Origin of the sequence: uncultured Adlercreutzia sp., assembly GCA_910585575.1 — a bacterium.
Taxonomy (GTDB): domain Bacteria; phylum Actinomycetota; class Coriobacteriia; order Coriobacteriales; family Eggerthellaceae; genus Adlercreutzia.
In genome coordinates this window covers 1-17,164 of record CAJUFS010000019.1, presented here as the reverse complement: position 1 = coordinate 17,164, position 17,164 = coordinate 1, and the positions used below count along the sequence as shown (strand labels likewise).

Sequence of the window (17,164 nt, the reverse complement as noted above, 5' to 3'; positions counted from 1 at the left end):
CTAAGCGCGCTCGGGGAGGATTTTTGCCTCGTAGGTGGACACTTCGACGAAGAGACCCCCGTCGACGGGCACGTTCTGGCGGCGGCAGTACTCGTCCCACACGGCGCCGAAGGGCATGGACTTCGCCTGCTCGCCGAGGATCATCTTCTCGGTGAACTGGTAGGTGTCCTGCAGCTCCTTCAGACGGGCGGACGGCTGCAGCAGCGCGTAGAGCAGGCTCTTCTCCATGGCGCGGGTGCCCGTGGCCCAGGCGCCCACACGGTTGATGGAGGCGTCGAAGAAGTCGAGCCCGATGATGACCTTGTCCCAGGCGCCAGGGATAGCGGCAATTTCCGTGGCCACTTCCTTGATGGGATCGTCGAACAGCACCACGTGGTCGGAATCCCAGCGCACGGGACGGGTGACGTGCAGCGGCACCTTGTCGAAGAACACCAACAAGCTCGACAGCTTATCGGCCACGTTCTCCGTCGGATGGAAGTGGCCCAGGTCGAGCAGATCGTACACGCCGGGGTGGATGGCGGCGTAGGCCAGGTAGAACTCGTTGGAGCCCACGGTCATGGACTCCAGGCCGATGCCGAACACCTTCGACTCGCAGCAGTCGATAACGCGGTCGTACTTCTCGGCGTAAATCTGGTCGAGGGAGTCGCGCAGGCGCTCGCGCAGGCCGTAGCGGTCGGCGGGCACGTCCTTCAGGCCGTCGGGAATCCAGATGTTGCACAGCGTCTCGTCATCGAGTGCCTCGGCAATTTGCTGGGAAATCTTGCGGCAGGCCTTGCAGTGGCGAATCCAGAAGTCACGCGTCTCCTTGTCCGGCGAGGACAACGACAGCTCGTTGTTCATGGCCGGATGACCGAAGATGGTGGGGTTGAAGTCGATGCCGTAGCCGCGCTCCTTGGCCCAGCGGACCCAGGGTTCAAAGTGCTTGTACTCCAGCGCGTCGCGGTCCACCCAGGGGTTTTCGTCGGTGAACACCGCGTAGGAAGCGTGCAGGTTGATGCGCTTCGCACCGGGCACCAAGGCCATAGCGGCGTCGAAGTCGGCGGTCAACTCCTCGAAGTTGCGAGCTCGGCCGGGGTAGTTGCCCGTGGCCTGGATGCCGCCGGACAGGCCGCCCTCCTGGTCGAAGCCGAGCACGTCATCGCCCTGCCAGCAGTGCACGGAGATGGGCTTCTTTGCCAGCTTCTCCATGACCGCCTCGGTGTCGATGCCGATGGCAGCGTACTCTTCCTTGGCAAGATCGTACATAGTGGTCATTCGTCGGTCCTTTCCTTAGGGCTCAATTTTTCGAACGTCGAAAGATTCGGCTATGGCAGCGCGCACGGCGCGAAGGTTGGGGAAGACGCCGTCGGCGAGCATCTGCACGGCCAGGTTGCCGAGAGCGGTGCCCTCGACAGGGCCGGCGTACACTGGCAGGCCGCACAGCTCGGCCGTGCGTCGATTCAGGTGGTTATCGCGGCAGCCGCCGCCCACGATGTTGATGGATTTATAGGGATGGCCGGCCAGAGTGCTCAGGCCCTCGACGGCATCGCGGTAGCACAGAGCAAGGCTCTCGTACACGCAGATCATGAGCTCGCCCAAGGTCTTCGGCACCGCCTGGCCCGTCTCCTCGCACACCGCGCAGATCTCCTCGATCATAGAGTCGGGCGAGAGGAAGCGGTCGTCGTTCACGTTTACGATGGAAGCCTGCACGCCGGCGGCCTCGGCGTCGTCGGCCGCCTTGATAAGGTCCTCGAAGCCCACCTCGCGACCGAGGCCCTCGATGCCGGTGTACTGATGCAGGCGCCCCTTGCGGATGGCCTTCTCGTCCACTACGTACTTGATGCCGTTCAGCTCGCGACGGATGGACTGGATCATCCACAGGCCCATGATGTTTTTCAGGAAGCGGTAGCGGAAGTGATAGCCGCCCTCGTTGGTGAAGTTCTCGGCATAGGCCGCGCCCGTGGTGAGGGGGCTGCGATTCTCTACGCCCAAAAGGCTCCAGGTGCCGGAGCTGAGGAACACCGCCGGCAAATCGCAGGCCGGCACGGCCAGATAGGCGCTACCGGTATCGTGGGTGGCCGGCAGCACCACGCAGGTGTCGTAGCCGATGGCCTGGGCAATGTCCGGCTTCACGGGCCCCAGGCAGGCACCGGCCATGGTGACGTTGCGGAACAGGCGGCGCGGAATGCCGAAGGCCGCCAGCACCGTTTCATCCCAGGCGCCGGTCTCGGCATTGAGCATGCCGGTGGTGGACGCGTTGGTGTACTCGATGGCCTTCTCGCCCGTAAGCAGGAACCCCAGATAGTCGGGGATCATGAGGAAGGTTTCCGCCGCTTCTAGCTGCTCGGGGTTTTGACGCTGCAGGGCCAGGAACTGATAAAGCGTGTTGAAGGGCTGGCGCTGAATGCCGGTGCGCTGGTACAGCTCCTCCGGCGCCATAATGGCGTCGGCCACCTCGAACATCCCCTGGGTGCGCTCATCGCGGTAGGCCACCGGGTCGCCCACCAGGTTGTCGTCGCCGTCCAGCAGCACGAAGTCGACGCCCCAGGTGTCGATGCCCACGGACTTCGGCGCGAAGCCCTGCTCTTTGCACCGGGCCAAGCCATGCACCAATTCGCCGAAGAGCAGATCGATGTCCCAGCAATCGTGGCCGTGCAGGCGTACCTGACGGTTGTCGAAACGGTGCACCTCTTCCAAGCAGATGCGCCCATCCTGGACAAAGCCGACTACGACGCGCCCCGAAGAGGCTCCGATGTCGACGGCGGCGTAGCAATCGCGCCGCACCCCAGACACGGTTTCAGGGGCCGTCTCGCATGCGGACTGCGCCATAAGCATCTTCCTATCTTTGAGTGTCTTTCTTAGGTTTTACCTGGAAAAGACTATGGTCGATGAACAATACGGCGCTCACTATAACAGGGGCTGTCCCGTTTCAACCCCACAGAAAGAAACAGGTGCTCGTCTGTAACAAATCAACAACGATGACTAAAAACCTTGTCGAAGCGGCATCATCCGCTCCTTGCCGCAAAGAGAGGCGCCCGGCCTTCAGGTCGGGCGCCTCTTACAAGCTTGAGCGTTGCAGCACAGCAATGCGAGACCGTGGCCTCTTGCATCCCACCGCGGGCGGCCTCTTTCGTCCCGCCAAGACCAGAGCTGCTTTGACCCGCCGTTACCCCCCTACTCCTTGGGAACCTTCAGGGAAATAGCCCGCGTCGGACAGTGCTCCCGACAGTCAAGGCACAGCGTGCAATCCTCCAGATCATGAGGCTCGGCGGTGGCAGCGCTGATATCCTCGGGGCACACCGTGGCGCACACGTTGCAGCCCTCGTTATGAAGGCACACGTCTTTGCGTACCCGCGGGTCGGGCAGGAAGGTCAGGCGCGAGCGCGCCTTCGCCATAAGACCGAAGAAGAACCCGAGCGGGCAGATGGCCGAGCACCAGCGGCGCAGCACGAACACCTCCAGCACCAGCATGGCGGGAAATACCAGAAGCTCCCAGCCCGGCTGCCAGGTAACCAGCAGACGGCTGGCGGCAAACAGCGTGCCAAACACCAGACCGATGGGGCAGATGAGGCAGAACACCGGGAAGTGCACGATGAAGGACACCGCCAGAAGCACCGCCAGCACCAGCCCCTGAGAGGCCAGGTTGTTGCGGGTGCGCGCCGTGTTGGGATTGGCAGGATCGGTGGCGCAGCCGGCGCAGGTGCCCGTCTGGCCGGTCAGCCCGCGAGGCGTGCGGCCGCCGAACAGGTTGCGCAAAAGGCTCGTCGGACACACCCAGGAGCAGAACACGCGGCCCAGCAGGAACACCACGGCCAGGAGCACCAGCACGCCGGGCAGCAGCTCCCAGGGCACGGCCCCGCCGGCCACGGTCAGCTCGGCAAACCCCACGGGACACAGCGCGCACAGCGTGCCCACGGGCACGTGGGCCAAAGTGCAGCCGAAGACTACCACCAGGACGGCCAAGGCCACCCCTATGCGCAGGTAGCGCATCTTATTCATGGCCGGCCTCCTTTCGGCAGGTGGCCTCGTACTCGGCCGAAGTCAGCGCACCGGGCAGGGCCGCCGCCTCGCTCATCCGGCTCACCACGTAAATGCCCTTGGCCACGGTGGAGGGGTCGTAGGCGCGCAGTGACGGCGCCGGGCATTCCAGCTCGCACAGGCCGCACCCGTTGCACAGGTCTTCGTCTACATGAGGACGGCCTTTCTCGTCCAAAGTCAGGGCGCTCTCGACGGGGCAGACGTCGGCGCACACGGTGCAGCCGCCCCAATCCCAGGCCACGCAGGCGTCGCTGATGAGTTTCGCCACGCCGATGTTCTCGGCCGTGGGAGCCTCGTAGCTCAGCGCGCCGGTGGGACATACGTCCACGCACAGCATGCAGAAGTCGCAGTAGCCCTCCTTGAAGATCAGTTCAGGCGTGCCCACCGTAGGAAAATCCCAGGAAAGCGGGCGCGGCTGCACTAGGTTGTAGGGGCACACCTGCACGCAGCGCTGGCAGCGGTCGCAGTGGGCCAGCAGATGCGCTTCGCTGACGGCACCGGGCGGACGCAGGTACACCGATGAGGCATTCTGCTGCGCCAGGGCACCGCCCCCTCCCAAGGCCGCCACCGCCGCAGCGGCTCCGCCCGCCAGGCAGAACTGGCGCCGGGTCACCTCGCCGCTCATAGCATCTCTTCCAGAAGGGCGGCGTCTCCTTCCACAAAGCGCGCGGTGAACTGGGCCAGCGCCACGTAGAAGCCGTCTTCGCCATCGGGCCGCGCGGCCAGGGCCAGCTCGCCGCAGAAGCGATCGAGCCAGTTCAGCAAATGCGTCTGGGCGAAGACCAGGGACTGGCGCACCGTTTCGGTGGCCGCCTCGTCGCCGGCCTCGTCCTCGGCACGGAGGAACAGGCTGGCGCGCGCGGCCAATGTGGCCATGAAGGCCAGCTCGACGGCCAGGTGATCTTCAGGCTCGGTGAAGGCGGGGTCCTTGGCCAGTGCCTGCTCGCGATAGGCGCGGGCTACGCTGGTGTAGGCCTCCTGCATCATAATGCCCTTATCGGAGGTGTACACCGACTCGTAGGGAAAGGCGTGGCGGGCCGTCAACGGTCCCATGCCGAAAAACACGCGATCGAAGGTAACAGCCAACTGCTCGAGGGCTTGCTCGTCGGCATCGACCAGGGCACGGCGCATGGCGGTCAAGGCCGCGCTCAGGACGACATCGTCGCTTTCGAAGACAAAGTCCTCGACAAATTCGCGGGCGAAGGCGGCGTCCACTTCAGTGCGATAGCTTCGGGACAGCACCTGGTAGACATGGGCGCGGCTTTCCATCAAGTCAATGAGGGCCGTGCGGGTTTCGCGATCCATGGCGTTGTCGCTCACAGGGACCTCCTTTGCAATTGAGCGGGACAGAGCCCGCAGCGGGTACGGAAACGGGGGCGCCCCGAGGGTCTGAGGCCTGCGGGGCGCCGGGAAGGCGGCCGTTCCAAAAGGAAGGGAGAGAAAGGCTGCCTTGAAGAGCGCCATGGAGACGGCGCGATCTTCTAGTAGATGAGCGACTCGACCGACGTGGCCACGGCGTACATGATGACGCGCAAGACCACGCTGCCAATGACCAGGCAGACGAAGGCGGCCCACAGGTAGCCCGCCGTCTGCTTGACAGCTACGGCGCTGCCGCCCGCGCTGGCTTTCGGGCTGCGCTTGGCAGCCAGCCCCACCAGCACCGCGGGCACCACAATGCCCAGCAGCGCGACGCCCACCCAGAACTCCACGGCCAAGCTGCCGCTGAACAGGCGGGCCAGCGAACGGCTCTCATGGGCGAAGGGCGCCAGTGCCAGGGCGGCCACATAGGCAACCATGGTGACAATGGAGCACACCACGCCGATGATGGCCACGCGCAGGGCCAGCGGTGCGTCCTCGGCATCGCCCTTGGCGTACACCAGGGCGGCGCCCAGCACCATGCCCATGCCCAGGCCGGTGCCCAGGTACATGAGCGGCAGGGTGAAGCTGTCCCAGGCGGGACGGGCCGGCATCATGAACGAGATACCCGCCGTCAGCGGCAATACCAAGCCAGCGATAAGGGCCAGAATGCCCACCACCTTGGAAGCGCCGGGGTAGTCCTTGCGCGCAAGCACGGCGTAGACCAGCGCCACCAGAGCGGCAAAGGCCACCGCGAACAACTCGTGGGAGAACGCCGAGTTCAGGTTGCCCAGAATATGGAAGGCGCGGTCGATGTGCCCAAGATGGAACGTCGAGGCAACGCCGCCGGCAGCCAAAAGGACCAGAGCACTGACAGCCAGCACGAAGCGCACCTTCTTGAACGCGCCCTTCAGCTCGCCGATGCCGATGAACACCAGCAGGCCGGAGCCCATTCCCAATAGAACGCTGAAGATCAGCAGGGGCCACTGTACGTCCATGTTAGTTACTTCCCTTCCACTCGCACTTGTCCAAGCCGAAGGTCACTGAGGGGGCATTGCCCACGTCGGTCAGCTTATGGGTCTGCTTGGACGCGATCATCTTGCTCACATCGCTCTCGGGGTCGTCCAAGTCACCGAACAGGCGCGCCTGGCCGGGGCAGTGGCGCACACAGGCCGGCTTCTTGCCGTCGTCGACCAGGTGGGCGCACAGGGTGCACTTCTCGATAACGCCCTTGTCGCGATCGTTATCGTAGGCGCGCACGCCGTAGGGGCAGGCCATAACGCAGTATTGGCAGCCGATGCACTTGGAATGGTCCACCAGCACAATGCCGTCCTCGCGCTTGTAGCTGGCACCCGTGGGACACACCGTCACGCACTGGGGGTTGTCGCAGTGCTGGCAGGCTACGGGCAGGTAGTACATCTCCAGGTCGGGGTAGGTGCCCGAGGGGCCGATGGTCAGCACCTTGCTGTAGAAGGTGCCCAGGCCCACGTTGTTCTCTTGCTTGCAGACAACGGCGCAGGAATGGCATCCAATGCAGCTGTCCAGGTCAATCGCCATAGTGTAGCGGGTCATGGCTTAGGCCTCCTTCCACGTCTCGACGGTGGTCACGCCGTTCTCCTGGCCGTCCTGGGCCAGCTGCTCGCGGGTAAGCGGCAGGAACACGCGCAGATCTTCGCTGGTCATGCAAATGTTGTCCGGGGCGCCTTCTTCGGCCTTGTACACCTTGCACAGGCCGCCGAAGTTGTCGGTGCCCACGGCCGGGTCGTAGGGGCCGTTGTTCTCGAACAGGATGTTGCAGTTGGCGTCCAGGGCGCCGTGCAGATCGTCGGTAGCGGCGCGCTCGGGGAACCACCAGTCGTGTTCCACGTGGATGGTGTTCGGGTTGATGGCCTCGGTAAGGTTGGCGCGCTGGCGGATGCGATCCACGTAAGTCTCGATCCAGCACCAGTCGTCCTGCTCGATGCCCAGCTCGGCGGCCGTGGCGGGGTTGATGTCCATGGTGGGGAACATGTGCACCTCGCGCATCCACGGCGAGTTGCGGTACTCGGTGTGGAAGAAGGCGTGGCTGCGGCCGCCCGTGATCAGCGTGTAGGGGTACTCGGCCAGCAGGTCCTCGCGAGAGCGGGCGGTCACCGGCGGCTCGATGTACATGGGCAAAGGTCCGTTGCCGTACAGCAGCAAGTCCTCGCTCCACAGCTCCATCTTGCCGTTGTCCGACTGCGGGTGCGGCGGGATGACCGTGCCGTCGGGCGTGGTGGTGCCGGGGAAGCGGTACACCGAGCCCATCTTGTTGCCGCGGTACATGGTGTTGAAGCCGGGGCGGAAGTCGCTCGTCTTGCGCATGAAGCCGGTCTCGTACTTCGGCGCGCCGCCCTTCACGTCGGTCATCTGCACGCCGGTGACGGAAATGCGCTCGCGGAACTCCTCGAAGCTAGCGCAGGACAGCTGAGGCGGCAGGGTCTCGGGACCCTTCACCATGTAGTCGAAGAACTCGTACTTGTCCTTCCAGTACATATCGACGCCCATGTACTCGGCGAACTCGAAGCAGATGTCCATATCGTCCTTCGCCTCGCCGAGCGGCTCATGGAAGGGCTGGCGGATGAGGTAAGTGTGGCTCGTGGGATAGCCGTGGCCGGAGTGGGCCCACTCCACACGGTCCACCTCGTTGGGGTGGGCCGCCGGCAGGATGATGTCGGCCAACTCGCCCGAGGGAGTCATGAAGATGTCGACGTTCACGAAGAAGTCCAGATTCTTGAAACCCTCAATGATCTCCTTGCCGCCCTCAATGGACAAGATAGGCTCGGAGGTTTGCTGCCAATAGCCATGAATCTGGAACGGATCGCCCTGGGCCATAGCCTTGGTAGTCACAGCGCCGAAGCCGCCCTGCTGGCCATAGATGACCTGGCCGCCGGAGTTCTGGGTAACCTCGCGCAGCTCACCGGTGACGTCGTCGGCCTGGAGAATTTGCTGATAGCCGGTGTTCTGGCACACGGACAGCTGCTTGATGTTCATGGCCGTCTGCTTGCGGCGCTCGCCCATGCGGCCCTCGCGGTTCGGCACTACGTCGAACATGAAGGAGTCATAGCCGGTGGCAGGCTCGCGGCCGATGTTCTGGCCGCCCACGGTATCGAAGTTGCCAGCCAAAGCCATCATGATGGTGAAGGCCTGAGAGATACCGGAGGTGTTGATGGAGAACTCCACCTTCTGGCCGCGGGTGAAGCACGCATGGGGGCTCGCGGCAATATAGGTATCGATGGCCTCGCGGATCTTGTCCTCCGGCAGCTCGCAGAACTCGGCCGCACGCTCCACAGTCCAGGGAGTCACATGCTCAAGCAAGATATCCCAGGAGGTGCGGTAGGTCTTGCCCTCGATTTCGCGACCCTTGCCGTCGGGGGTGGTCAGGGCCGGCTTGGCGTCGGCCACAATGTTGCCCTTCTCGTCCAGCCACTGGAAGGCCTTGGGGCCGCCCACGCCAGCGGTGTTCTGCCAGTCGCCCGACCAGTAAATCAGCTGATCGTGCGCCTCGTCCCAAGCCGGGTACAGCTCCTCGTTGCCGCCTTCGCGCATGAGGGACTGACGCAGCTGGTAGCCGGTGCCCTCCTCGTCGATGAAGAACGGCGCGTTGGTGTACTGGCGGGCGAAGTCGGTGGCGCACTTCTCGGAGTGCATGATCTCGTTGATGAACGCCAGCACGAGCGCCATGTCGGAGCCGGGACGGATGGGCAGCCACAGATCGGCCTTCGAGGCCGTGCAGGTGAAGCGCGGGTCCACGCAGATGACCTTGGCGCCGCGCTCTTGGGCGCGCTTGACGGTCAGCCAGTCGTAGTAGCCGCGGCTGCGCTCCTGACGGCACCAGATGACAATGCAGTCGGTGTTGTTGCCGTCCCAGCCGGTGTACTGGGTCTCGTCGCCGTAGAGACGCTGGCTGGTGAAGTAGCTGCCTACCCAGCACAGGTTGCCCACGCCGAAGGTGGCGGTGGAGCCCAGTTCGAGCCACAGCTTGTTGATGGCCTGGAACTGAAGCATGTCACGGCCAGTGCCGTACTGGTGGGCGATGGTATGCCAGCCGTACTTTTCGCCAATTTCGGTGAAGCGATCGGCGGCCTCCTGATAGGCCTCTTCCCAAGTGATGCGCTTCCACTGCCCCGAGCCCTTTTCGCCCACGCGCTTCTGCGGGTAGCGCACGCGGGTGGGGTTGTACAGCTCTTGGGGAATGGCGAAAGCGCGCCCGCACAGCGTTCCCTCGCTGAACAGGTCGGGGTTTCCCTCGATCTTCGTCAGGCGCCCGTTTTCCACGGTGCCGAACAGGGCGCAGCGCCCGTAGCACTGACGGCAGGCGCTGGGAATCACCTTGACGTCGTCGCTTGCCCCTGCCCCGTCGGATGCCTCGTCGGCCACAGCTGATTCGGCAGCGCCGAGCACCAGAGCCGAAGCCGAGGCCACGGCCGAGGCTTTGACAAAGTCGCGACGTGTCAACTTCAGTGACATAGTCTCCTCCTCTTATTCAATTGCCCTCTCCTCTTCATATTTGCATAGTGGGTAAATAATTAGCTATGCAAATATTGACGAGGAAATAGTAGCATCGGAAAATATTTATGCAAGGAGTTGACAGAGCGAAAAAGCCCCGAATACGGGGCTTAATCTTGGATTATTGGAATAATTTATTGACGAAATTGCAGGGGAAAGACGGGCTACGAAGCCTCGCTCTCGCCCGCGGAGTGTTCAGCATTGGCTTCAAGCTGATCGAGCACTTTGAGGAACACGGCAAGATCCTCATCGGAGATATTGGCGGCCATTTCCGCATTGCGGCGGGTGACGCTTGGCTCAAGATCGGTGAGGAGCTTCAGGGCCGCAGGAGTGATTTCCACAATGTTGGCGCGACGGTCGCGAGGACTTTGCGTGCGCTGCACCAGACCGCGCTGCATCAGACGATCAAGCGAACGGGTGACCGTGGCCTGCTCTTTCTGCAGGCGCTCGGCCAGTTGGCGCTGGGTCATGGCCCCGTGCTCGGCCAGCTGGCTCAAGGCGTTCCACTGGCCCGGGGTGAGCCCCGCTTCGGCCACGCAGGCTTCCAGGCTGCGATACAGCGCCCGCTGCGTGGAGTAGACGCGGTAGCCGATGTATTCTCGCTGTCGCCGCGTTGTTCCCATGGGACGCTCCTTTCGCAAAGGGGACCAAGCCTTGCTGTTCGCCCTTGAGAATAACGTTTCTTAGCGCGCTGCGGGAGAGAAGTTGGCAAACGTCGGCAGAACTCCGTTTTTGGCAAGGCTTTCAGTCATCCTTGTCGGCTACGCGCAGCTGAGAGCCCGCTTTTCCGAACTCGCAGCCAGAGCCACCCCTCCCCTTGCAAGCACACCCGCTCAAGAAAAAGAGGCCCGCCCCTGCGGGGACGAGCCTCTTTGCATGCGATGAAGTAGCCAGCGCCGGTTCGCCGAAGCGAGCCGAGCGGCAGTTCCAAACTAGCGCTTGGAGAACTGCGGGCGCTTGCGGGCCTTCTTCAGACCGTACTTCTTGCGCTCCACCATACGGGCGTCGCGGGTGAGGTAGCCGGCCTTCTTCAGCTCGGCGCGGTAGTCGCCGGCCTCCAGCAGGGCGCGGGCAATGCCGTGACGCAGAGCGCCGGCCTGACCGGACACGCCGCCGCCGTCGATGCGGGCCTTCACGTCGAAGTGATCGGTGGTGTCGGTTACCTTGAAGGGGGTCATCGCGTAGTTGAACAGCGCCTCGCGACCGAAGTACTCCTGGCCGTCGCGACCGTTGATGGTCACCTTGCCAGTGCCGGGAACGAGACGGACGCGCGCCACCGCGTTCTTGCGGCGGCCGGTGCCGTAGTACAAAGCCTCATCTGCCATGATTAACCCTCCAGTTCGATCTTACGGGGCTGCTGCGCAGCATGGGGATGCTCCGCACCAACGTACACCTTCAGCTTCTTGCCCATCGCACGGCCCAGCGTGTTCTTCGGCAGCATGCCCTTGACGGCATGCTCGATGACGCGCTCGGGGTGCTTGGTCATAGCCTCGGTGAAGGTCTCCTGCTTGAGACCACCCGGGAAACCGCTGTGACGATAGTAAATCTTGGTGGCAGCCTTGGTACCGGTGACCTTGATCTTGTCAGCATTGATGATGATGACAAAGTCACCCGTGTCCACATGGGGGGTGTACTGCGGCTTGTGCTTGCCCTTCAGAATCTGAGCAGCCTTGGTGGCCACACGACCGAGGACCTGGTCCTCAGCGTCGATGATGACCCACTCGCGCTCAACCTCACCGGGCTTTGCATGATACGTCTTCACTGTTTTCCTCCAATAGATTGCAGGTTCTGTCGGGCGGGTGAAGCCTCCTCCCCCGCGTCGGCGTGGCAGCCGCGATAGCCGGGGCGGAACCGTCCGCCAGAGGTGTTTGTTTTCAAAAGTGCAAGCTTCTTGGATGCCGGTTTCCTACGCCGACGCGCGGTGCCGCGGGCCTGGACTCCCTTGGCGTTTGCGCTTCCTTAAAGGCATGCGTTTACGGGGCTTTTGAAAGCGAACTTTTGCATTCTCACCCGTTCGTCCGCGAATGTCAACGGGCACGGTCGGCAAACGGCACATTTTGCAGAAAGATTCCGCGGAGAACGGGGCTGGCGGCGCGCCGGGGGGCGCGTGAGGCACTTGCCCGTTGGCGCGCGTGCGAGGCGCGGAGGCTGTGCGCGGAAGCACCCGCGAAAAATGGCCTCAAAGCGACGGTTTAACATGCTAAACCGTCGCTTTGGGATCAACTACAAGGCGTCGCCCCTTCACGAGCCCGAGAAACCCCAGGTCGCACACGGGCGCTTAATCACCGCTTCTGCTAAACCGTTCATTTCAGACCATTTTTCGGCAGCGCGCCTCAAGCCGCGCTGCGCTCCGCTGCAATTTGAGCGGCCTTTTCCGGGTCGGCGTCAGCGGGATCCAAGGGGAGTTTGAACAGGGCGCCCCCATGACCTTCGCGATAGGAAAAAGAGCCGTCCGGGTTTTCTTGCAAAATGCTTGCCGGCTTATCAACGCCCTCGTACACCGCCAGGTACACGGGCCGATCCGCAAACACACTCAGATCGTTCACGGCCGCCACCAGATAATAAGCGCCATCGATCAGCACGCTCGTGCAGCTCGCGCCGTCCGTCGCATAGTCGCTCAGGACAGACCCCTCGAGGCCCTGCACCAACGCGTAGCACGTCACAAGCTCCAGATCAGTGTCTTCAGCCGACAGAGTTTCGCGGTTCGAGAGCGCCTTTGCGCCATCGGGCCAGTAATATTCATCGGCCCCGATCATCTCCCCGGCTGCATATCGTTTGTCGCGCATGGCAGCAAGCATCTCTTCCGTCAGAGGTGTGCCATCGGCGCGGCGCAGCCCCACTACGGCATAGGTGGCACTCCGGTCATAGTTGTCGATCCAGTCGGATAGATTTTCGCCGGTCACCAAGCCCTCTAGGGTGACATCGTAATCTCCCACGCGTTGCGTCTCGTCCACCGGCACCGCATCGTTCCCCGCAAATGCCGCTTCCAGAGAGGCGTCTAGCAACTCGTGAGCCACCTCCTCGGGCGCTAGAAAGCCGCCAATCGCAAATGCTGAGACAGCAAAGGCGAAGGTAGCCGCCACCGCCGCAGCCACCCCCACGAAACGCCTCGCCAGCCTCTGTCGAGGGGTCGCCTGGGATGTCTCGCAAGCAGCACCCGCAACCCCTGCGCATCGAGCCGACGCCGAGGTTGCCTCTTGGGAAGCACCCTCGACCGCCAGGGCGGCCGCCAATGCCCGTGCTTCAAAGTCTTCAGAAATCGGCAGGGCGTCCATGGCCCGTCGATAGCTATTCCAGTCCATTACCGATCCTCCTTAAGTATCCGCGCTAGCCGCTGCCGGCCCCGCGCCAAACGAGTGCCCACCGTTGCCGCCGGTATGCCGAGCAAAGCGCCTATCTCACGCGCGGTATAGCCTTCGTAGTAATGCAAATGAAGGACCGAGGCGTATGCTTCGGGAAGCGAGCGCAATACCTCGAGCATCTCGTTACGTTCCACCTCGCAAGCGAGGTCATCGGCACCATTGATCAGCTCCGCCGCCTCGTCAAAAGGCACGTTGCGACGAGCCGCACGACGGCGTAAATCGGTAGCGCGATTGATCACTGCACGCACGAGCCACGCCTTGGCGTGCTCCTCATCGCGGAAAACAAGGCGATTGGCAACCACCTTGCAAAACACATCTTGCACCGCGTCTTCGGCGTCGGCCGTTGAATCAAGCCGCGTGGCCGCCAGCCTCACGAGCATGCGTCCATGCTCGTTCAGCAGACGCTCAAGAGAGATACCTCGATCTGACACACGGCTCCTTCCCTGCTGCAGGCACCTTGCACGTTTCGTGGCCCTTCACCTACAACACGATCGAGATGCCGAGATTTTTTCACCCCTCGAACAACATTTCCAAAGGTCGCGTGCTCCGCCATAATGCGAGCACGCGTACGCTTCGCCATAATTCAGGCGGCTACGCGCTCCGCCATTGAATGCCCAATCTCTTACGAGACGCAAAAGAGGGGTTGCGCTCCGACGGGCTTGGGGGACAATAGAAGGCGAACCTGATAGTCAACATCGTATATTAGTTAGGCTCCCTCATGGAAACTCTTTCGCCCTTTGTCTTCGTCACGCTGGTTACCTTGATTTCCGGTGCGGGAGGCACGGGCGTTGGCGGCTTGATTGGCGCCCTGTTCAAGAGCGAATCGAACCGCACCATCAGCTTGCTTTTGGCCTTTGCCGGCGGCGTCATGACGGCTATGGTGTGCTTCGACCTTCTGGCCGAGGCCGTGGATGCGGCGAAGACCATGACCGACCTGGGCGTTCTCATTGTCATTGGCGCCGTGGTGCTGGGCGTGGCCGTGGTGTACCTGCTCAACTACCTTATCGACCGCAAGACCCGCGCCGAGGTGTCGCACACCGCCGATGCGGCCCACCCCGAAACCCACGACGACATCGACGAGCTTATCCATGCCGACCACCTGAACATGCACAAGCGCCACAACGACTCGAAGCTGTCACTGTTCGTGGCCGGCATTGTCATGGCCTGCGCCATTGCCCTGCACAACATTCCCGAAGGCATGACCATCGGCGCCAGCTTCGCCGTATCCGACAACCTTATGTGGGGTACGGGCATGATCATGGCCGTGCTTATCGGCCTGCACAATATTCCCGAGGGCATGGCCGTGGCCGTGCCGCTCATTTCCGGCGGCACGGGGCGCGTGAAGGCCACCCTGCTGACAGCCGCCTGCGGGCTTCCCACCGTACTCGGCGCCTGGCTGGGCTTTTGGCTGGGCGACATCGGCCCCTTGGGTCTGACGATGTCCCTGGGCTTTGCCTCCGGCGCCATGCTCTACGTGGTGTTCGGTGAAATCCTGCCTGAGGCCTACCTCATTTACCGCAGCAAGCTGCCCGCCTTCGCCGTCATGGTCGGCCTGGCCTTGGGCATGTTCATGATCTTCATCTAAGCGCACGTAAGGCCTTCGACTCTTGCAGCCGAAGGCCTTACTCATTGATTGCGCGAGAGCTCTTTAGCCGCCGCCTATGCCCAGGGATCTTCCTGGAACAGGGGCTCGCGTTCGGCGGGGCGGTCGGAATAGGGGTCGTAGCCGTCGTCGTCCTCGTTCTCGGCGCGCAAGAACGGGTCGTCTGACTCCCCTTCCCCACTCTTTTCCTGGGCCGCCTTCGCCGCCTTTGCCGCCGCGATCTGACTGGGAAGCGGCTTTGTCACAATGCGCGCATGGGGGTCACGCGCAGGATCGATGGCCATGGCGGCCTCCTTTCGCGCCCTACTCCCTACCTGCCTGGGTGATATCGTAGGGCGTGGTCTGGTACACGTAGTAGTTCAACCAGTTAGTGTACAGCAGCTGGGCGTGGGAGAACCAGCTGGAGCGCGGCGTTTGGGCGGGGTCGTCGTTCGGGAAGTAATGGGCCGGCACGGCCATGTCCATGCCCTTGGCAATATCGCGGTCGTACTCAGCCTTCAGCGTGTCGCGGTCGTACTCCGGATGCCCGAACACGAAGAAGTTCTGCGAGTCCGTGGACTTCGCAATGTACACGCCCGCCTCGTCGGACACGGCAATGAGCTCCAAGTCGGGGTGCGCCTCGATGTCGGCCGCCTCCACCTCGGTGAAGCGCGAGTGCGGCGCCCAGAAGCAGTCATCGTAGCCGCGCACCAAAGGCGAGGTGGTCTTCACCAACTGATGGTCGAACACGCCGAACACCTTGTGGTCCAGCGTGTGCTTCGGCACGCCGTAATGGTAGTAGATGCCCGCCTGGGCGCCCCAGCAAATGTGCAGCGTGGAATGCACGTGGGTCTTCGACCACTCCATGATCTCGCAGAGCTCCGGCCAGTAGTCCACGTCCTCGAACTCCAGCTTCTCCACCGGGGCCCCGGTGATGATGAGCCCGTCGAAGTGCTGATGGCGCACCTCGTCGAAGGTGGTGTAGAAGGACTCCAGGTGCTCGGCGGCCGTGTTCTTCGACTGATGGCTGGCCGTTTGCAGCAACTCGATTTCCACCTGAATGGGCGTGTTCGACAACTTGCGAAGAATCTGCGTCTCGGTAGTGATCTTCGTAGGCATGAGGTTCAGCAGAAGCACGCGCAAAGGACGAATGTCCTGGTGCATGGCGCGGTACTCCGTCATGACGAAGATGTTCTCGCTCTCAAGCGCCGCCGTGGCCGGCAGCGAATCGGGAATGCGGATGGGCATGGCGGCCTCCCCTACTCCACGCAGGCCAGGGCCTGGTCGATGTCGGCGATGAGATCGGCAGCGTCCTCGATGCCACAGGACAGGCGGATGAGGTCGGCGCCAATGCCGGCGGCCGCCAGCTCTTCGTCGTTCATCTGGCGGTGGGTGGCGTTGGCCGGGTGCAGCACGCAGGTGCGGGCGTCGGCCACATGGGTGGCAATTTGCGCCAGCTTCAGGTTCGCCATGAACGTCTCGGCCGCCGCACGGCCGCCGGCCACCCCGAAGCTGATGACGCCGCAGGAGCCATCAGGCAGGTACTTCGCCGCCAGCGCGGCCTCGGCATCGCCCTCCAGGGAGGGGTGGCGCACCCAGGTCACCTTCGGATGAGCCGCCAGGTGCTCGGCCACCGTGCGACCGTTTTCCGCATGACGAGCCATGCGCAGGTGCAGGCTCTCCAGACCCAGGTTGATGAGGAAGGCGTTCTGCGGCGACTGGATGGAGCCCAAATCGCGCATGAGCTGGGCAGTCGCCTTCGTAATATAGGCGCCCTCCAGCCCGAAGCGCTCGGTGTACACCACGCCATGGTAGCTCTCGTCGGGCTCGCAGAGTCCCGGGAACTTGTCGGCGTGCGCCGTCCAGTCGAAGCGCCCCGAGTCCACAATGACGCCGCCCACGGAAGCCCCGTGCCCGTCCATATACTTGGTGGTGGAGTGGGTGACGATGTCGGCGCCCCACTCGATGGGACGGCACAGCACCGGCGTCGGGAAAGTATTGTCCACAATAAGCGGCACGCCATGGGCGTGGGCCGCCGCGGCGAAGCGCTCGATATCAAGCACCGTCAGCGCCGGGTTGGCAATGGTCTCGCCGAACACGCACTTGGTATTCGGACGGAAGGCCGCCTCCAGCTCCTCGTCGGAGCAGTGCGGGTCCACGAAGGTGCACTCGATGCCCATGCGGCCCATGGTGTGGGCCAGCAGGTTGTAGGTGCCGCCGTAAATGGACGAGGACGCCACCACGTGGTCGCCCGCGCCGGCAATATTGAACACCGCGAAGAAGTTCGCCGCCTGGCCCGACGACGTGAGCATGGCCGCCG

Annotated in this window: 17 protein-coding genes; 1 reads left to right on the top strand and 16 read right to left on the bottom strand. The window is 63.1% G+C overall.

From position 1 onward, the window contains the following. From QZ307_RS03860 to QZ307_RS03800, 13 genes are all read right to left on the bottom strand, one after another. Positions 1-1,254: an L-rhamnose isomerase gene (locus tag QZ307_RS03860; RefSeq protein ID WP_295996131.1), complete on the bottom strand. Its 1,254-nt coding sequence runs from the start codon at positions 1,252-1,254 to the stop codon at positions 1-3. A gap of 15 nt (positions 1,255-1,269) precedes the next feature. Next, a complete protein-coding gene (locus QZ307_RS03855) occupies positions 1,270-2,808 on the bottom strand; it encodes a rhamnulokinase family protein (protein ID WP_295996129.1) in 1,539 nt (512 codons plus the stop codon). A gap of 345 nt (positions 2,809-3,153) precedes the next feature. Continuing rightward, positions 3,154-3,978: a 4Fe-4S binding protein gene (locus QZ307_RS03850; RefSeq protein WP_295996126.1), complete on the bottom strand. Its 825-nt coding sequence runs from the start codon at positions 3,976-3,978 to the stop codon at positions 3,154-3,156. Then, positions 3,971-4,642 carry a 4Fe-4S dicluster domain-containing protein gene (locus QZ307_RS03845; protein ID WP_295996124.1) on the bottom strand — a complete coding sequence of 224 codons (672 nt, stop codon included), beginning with the start codon at positions 4,640-4,642 and terminating at the stop codon, positions 3,971-3,973. Before QZ307_RS03845 ends, QZ307_RS03850 begins: the two co-directional genes overlap by 8 nt. Beyond that, positions 4,639-5,337, bottom strand: a complete 699-nt coding sequence (locus QZ307_RS03840) for a molecular chaperone (protein WP_295996121.1) — start codon at positions 5,335-5,337, stop codon at positions 4,639-4,641. Before QZ307_RS03840 ends, QZ307_RS03845 begins: the two co-directional genes overlap by 4 nt. A 161-nt stretch (positions 5,338-5,498) precedes the next feature. Beyond that, on the bottom strand, positions 5,499-6,371 hold the full coding sequence (locus tag QZ307_RS03835) for a DmsC/YnfH family molybdoenzyme membrane anchor subunit (protein WP_295996117.1): 873 nt from the start codon (positions 6,369-6,371) through the stop codon (positions 5,499-5,501). Position 6,372: 1 nt separating this feature from the next. Then, complete coding sequence (locus QZ307_RS03830) at positions 6,373-6,945, bottom strand: 4Fe-4S dicluster domain-containing protein (RefSeq protein ID WP_275206188.1); 573 nt, start codon at positions 6,943-6,945, stop codon at positions 6,373-6,375. 3 nt (positions 6,946-6,948) lie between these two features. Continuing rightward, positions 6,949-9,861, bottom strand: coding sequence for a molybdopterin-dependent oxidoreductase (locus tag QZ307_RS03825; RefSeq protein WP_295996112.1), 2,913 nt, complete (start codon positions 9,859-9,861; stop codon positions 6,949-6,951). A gap of 203 nt (positions 9,862-10,064) precedes the next feature. After that, positions 10,065-10,523 carry a MarR family transcriptional regulator gene (locus QZ307_RS03820; protein ID WP_295996109.1) on the bottom strand — a complete coding sequence of 153 codons (459 nt, stop codon included), beginning with the start codon at positions 10,521-10,523 and terminating at the stop codon, positions 10,065-10,067. Between the two features lie 309 nt (positions 10,524-10,832). Continuing rightward, complete coding sequence (gene rpsI, locus QZ307_RS03815) at positions 10,833-11,225, bottom strand: 30S ribosomal protein S9 (RefSeq protein WP_295996106.1); 393 nt, start codon at positions 11,223-11,225, stop codon at positions 10,833-10,835. 2 nt (positions 11,226-11,227) lie between these two features. Then, entirely contained in the window at positions 11,228-11,662 is a 435-nt protein-coding gene (gene rplM, locus QZ307_RS03810) for a 50S ribosomal protein L13 (protein ID WP_295996104.1), read from the bottom strand. Positions 11,663-12,233: 571 nt separating this feature from the next. Then, on the bottom strand, positions 12,234-13,202 hold the full coding sequence (locus QZ307_RS03805; protein ID WP_295996101.1) for a hypothetical protein: 969 nt from the start codon (positions 13,200-13,202) through the stop codon (positions 12,234-12,236). Next, positions 13,202-13,693 carry a sigma-70 family RNA polymerase sigma factor gene (locus QZ307_RS03800; RefSeq protein WP_295996098.1) on the bottom strand — a complete coding sequence of 164 codons (492 nt, stop codon included), beginning with the start codon at positions 13,691-13,693 and terminating at the stop codon, positions 13,202-13,204. The genes QZ307_RS03805 and QZ307_RS03800 overlap by 1 nt, the downstream gene beginning before the upstream one ends. Positions 13,694-13,980: 287 nt before the next feature. On the opposite strand from QZ307_RS03800, the gene QZ307_RS03795 reads away from it, so the two are divergent. Beyond that, entirely contained in the window at positions 13,981-14,847 is an 867-nt protein-coding gene (locus QZ307_RS03795) for a ZIP family metal transporter (protein ID WP_295996096.1), read from the top strand. A 74-nt stretch (positions 14,848-14,921) separates the two neighbouring features. Here the strand turns inward: QZ307_RS03795 and QZ307_RS03790 are convergent, their stop codons facing one another. The 3 genes from QZ307_RS03790 to QZ307_RS03780 all read right to left on the bottom strand — a co-directional run. Continuing rightward, positions 14,922-15,149, bottom strand: a complete 228-nt coding sequence (locus tag QZ307_RS03790) for a hypothetical protein (protein WP_295996093.1) — start codon at positions 15,147-15,149, stop codon at positions 14,922-14,924. Positions 15,150-15,168: 19 nt separating this feature from the next. Then, positions 15,169-16,092: a homoserine O-succinyltransferase gene (metA, locus tag QZ307_RS03785; protein ID WP_295996089.1), complete on the bottom strand. Its 924-nt coding sequence runs from the start codon at positions 16,090-16,092 to the stop codon at positions 15,169-15,171. 11 nt (positions 16,093-16,103) lie between these two features. Then, on the bottom strand, positions 16,104-17,164 hold a 1,061-nt coding region (locus QZ307_RS03780), incomplete at its 5' end, for a PLP-dependent transferase (protein WP_295996086.1).

Excerpts from the sequence above, each read along its gene's own strand:
- QZ307_RS03850 (WP_295996126.1), bottom strand. The coding sequence starts at position 3,978 with ATGAATAAGATGCGCTACCTGCGCATAGGGGTGGCCTTGGCCGTCCTG.
- QZ307_RS03805 (WP_295996101.1), bottom strand. The coding sequence starts at position 13,202 with ATGGACTGGAATAGCTATCGACGGGCCATGGACGCCCTGCCGATTTCT.
- QZ307_RS03795 (WP_295996096.1), top strand. The coding sequence starts at position 13,981 with ATGGAAACTCTTTCGCCCTTTGTCTTCGTCACGCTGGTTACCTTGATT.
- QZ307_RS03835 (WP_295996117.1), bottom strand. The coding sequence starts at position 6,371 with ATGGACGTACAGTGGCCCCTGCTGATCTTCAGCGTTCTATTGGGAATG.
- metA (WP_295996089.1), bottom strand. The coding sequence starts at position 16,092 with ATGCCCATCCGCATTCCCGATTCGCTGCCGGCCACGGCGGCGCTTGAG.
- QZ307_RS03845 (WP_295996124.1), bottom strand. The coding sequence starts at position 4,642 with ATGAGCGGCGAGGTGACCCGGCGCCAGTTCTGCCTGGCGGGCGGAGCC.
- QZ307_RS03860 (WP_295996131.1), bottom strand. The coding sequence starts at position 1,254 with ATGACCACTATGTACGATCTTGCCAAGGAAGAGTACGCTGCCATCGGC.
- QZ307_RS03790 (WP_295996093.1), bottom strand. The coding sequence starts at position 15,149 with ATGGCCATCGATCCTGCGCGTGACCCCCATGCGCGCATTGTGACAAAG.
- rpsI (WP_295996106.1), bottom strand. The coding sequence starts at position 11,225 with ATGGCAGATGAGGCTTTGTACTACGGCACCGGCCGCCGCAAGAACGCG.
- QZ307_RS03825 (WP_295996112.1), bottom strand. The coding sequence starts at position 9,861 with ATGTCACTGAAGTTGACACGTCGCGACTTTGTCAAAGCCTCGGCCGTG.
- QZ307_RS03830 (WP_275206188.1), bottom strand. The coding sequence starts at position 6,945 with ATGACCCGCTACACTATGGCGATTGACCTGGACAGCTGCATTGGATGC.
- QZ307_RS03855 (WP_295996129.1), bottom strand. The coding sequence starts at position 2,808 with ATGGCGCAGTCCGCATGCGAGACGGCCCCTGAAACCGTGTCTGGGGTG.
- QZ307_RS03820 (WP_295996109.1), bottom strand. The coding sequence starts at position 10,523 with ATGGGAACAACGCGGCGACAGCGAGAATACATCGGCTACCGCGTCTAC.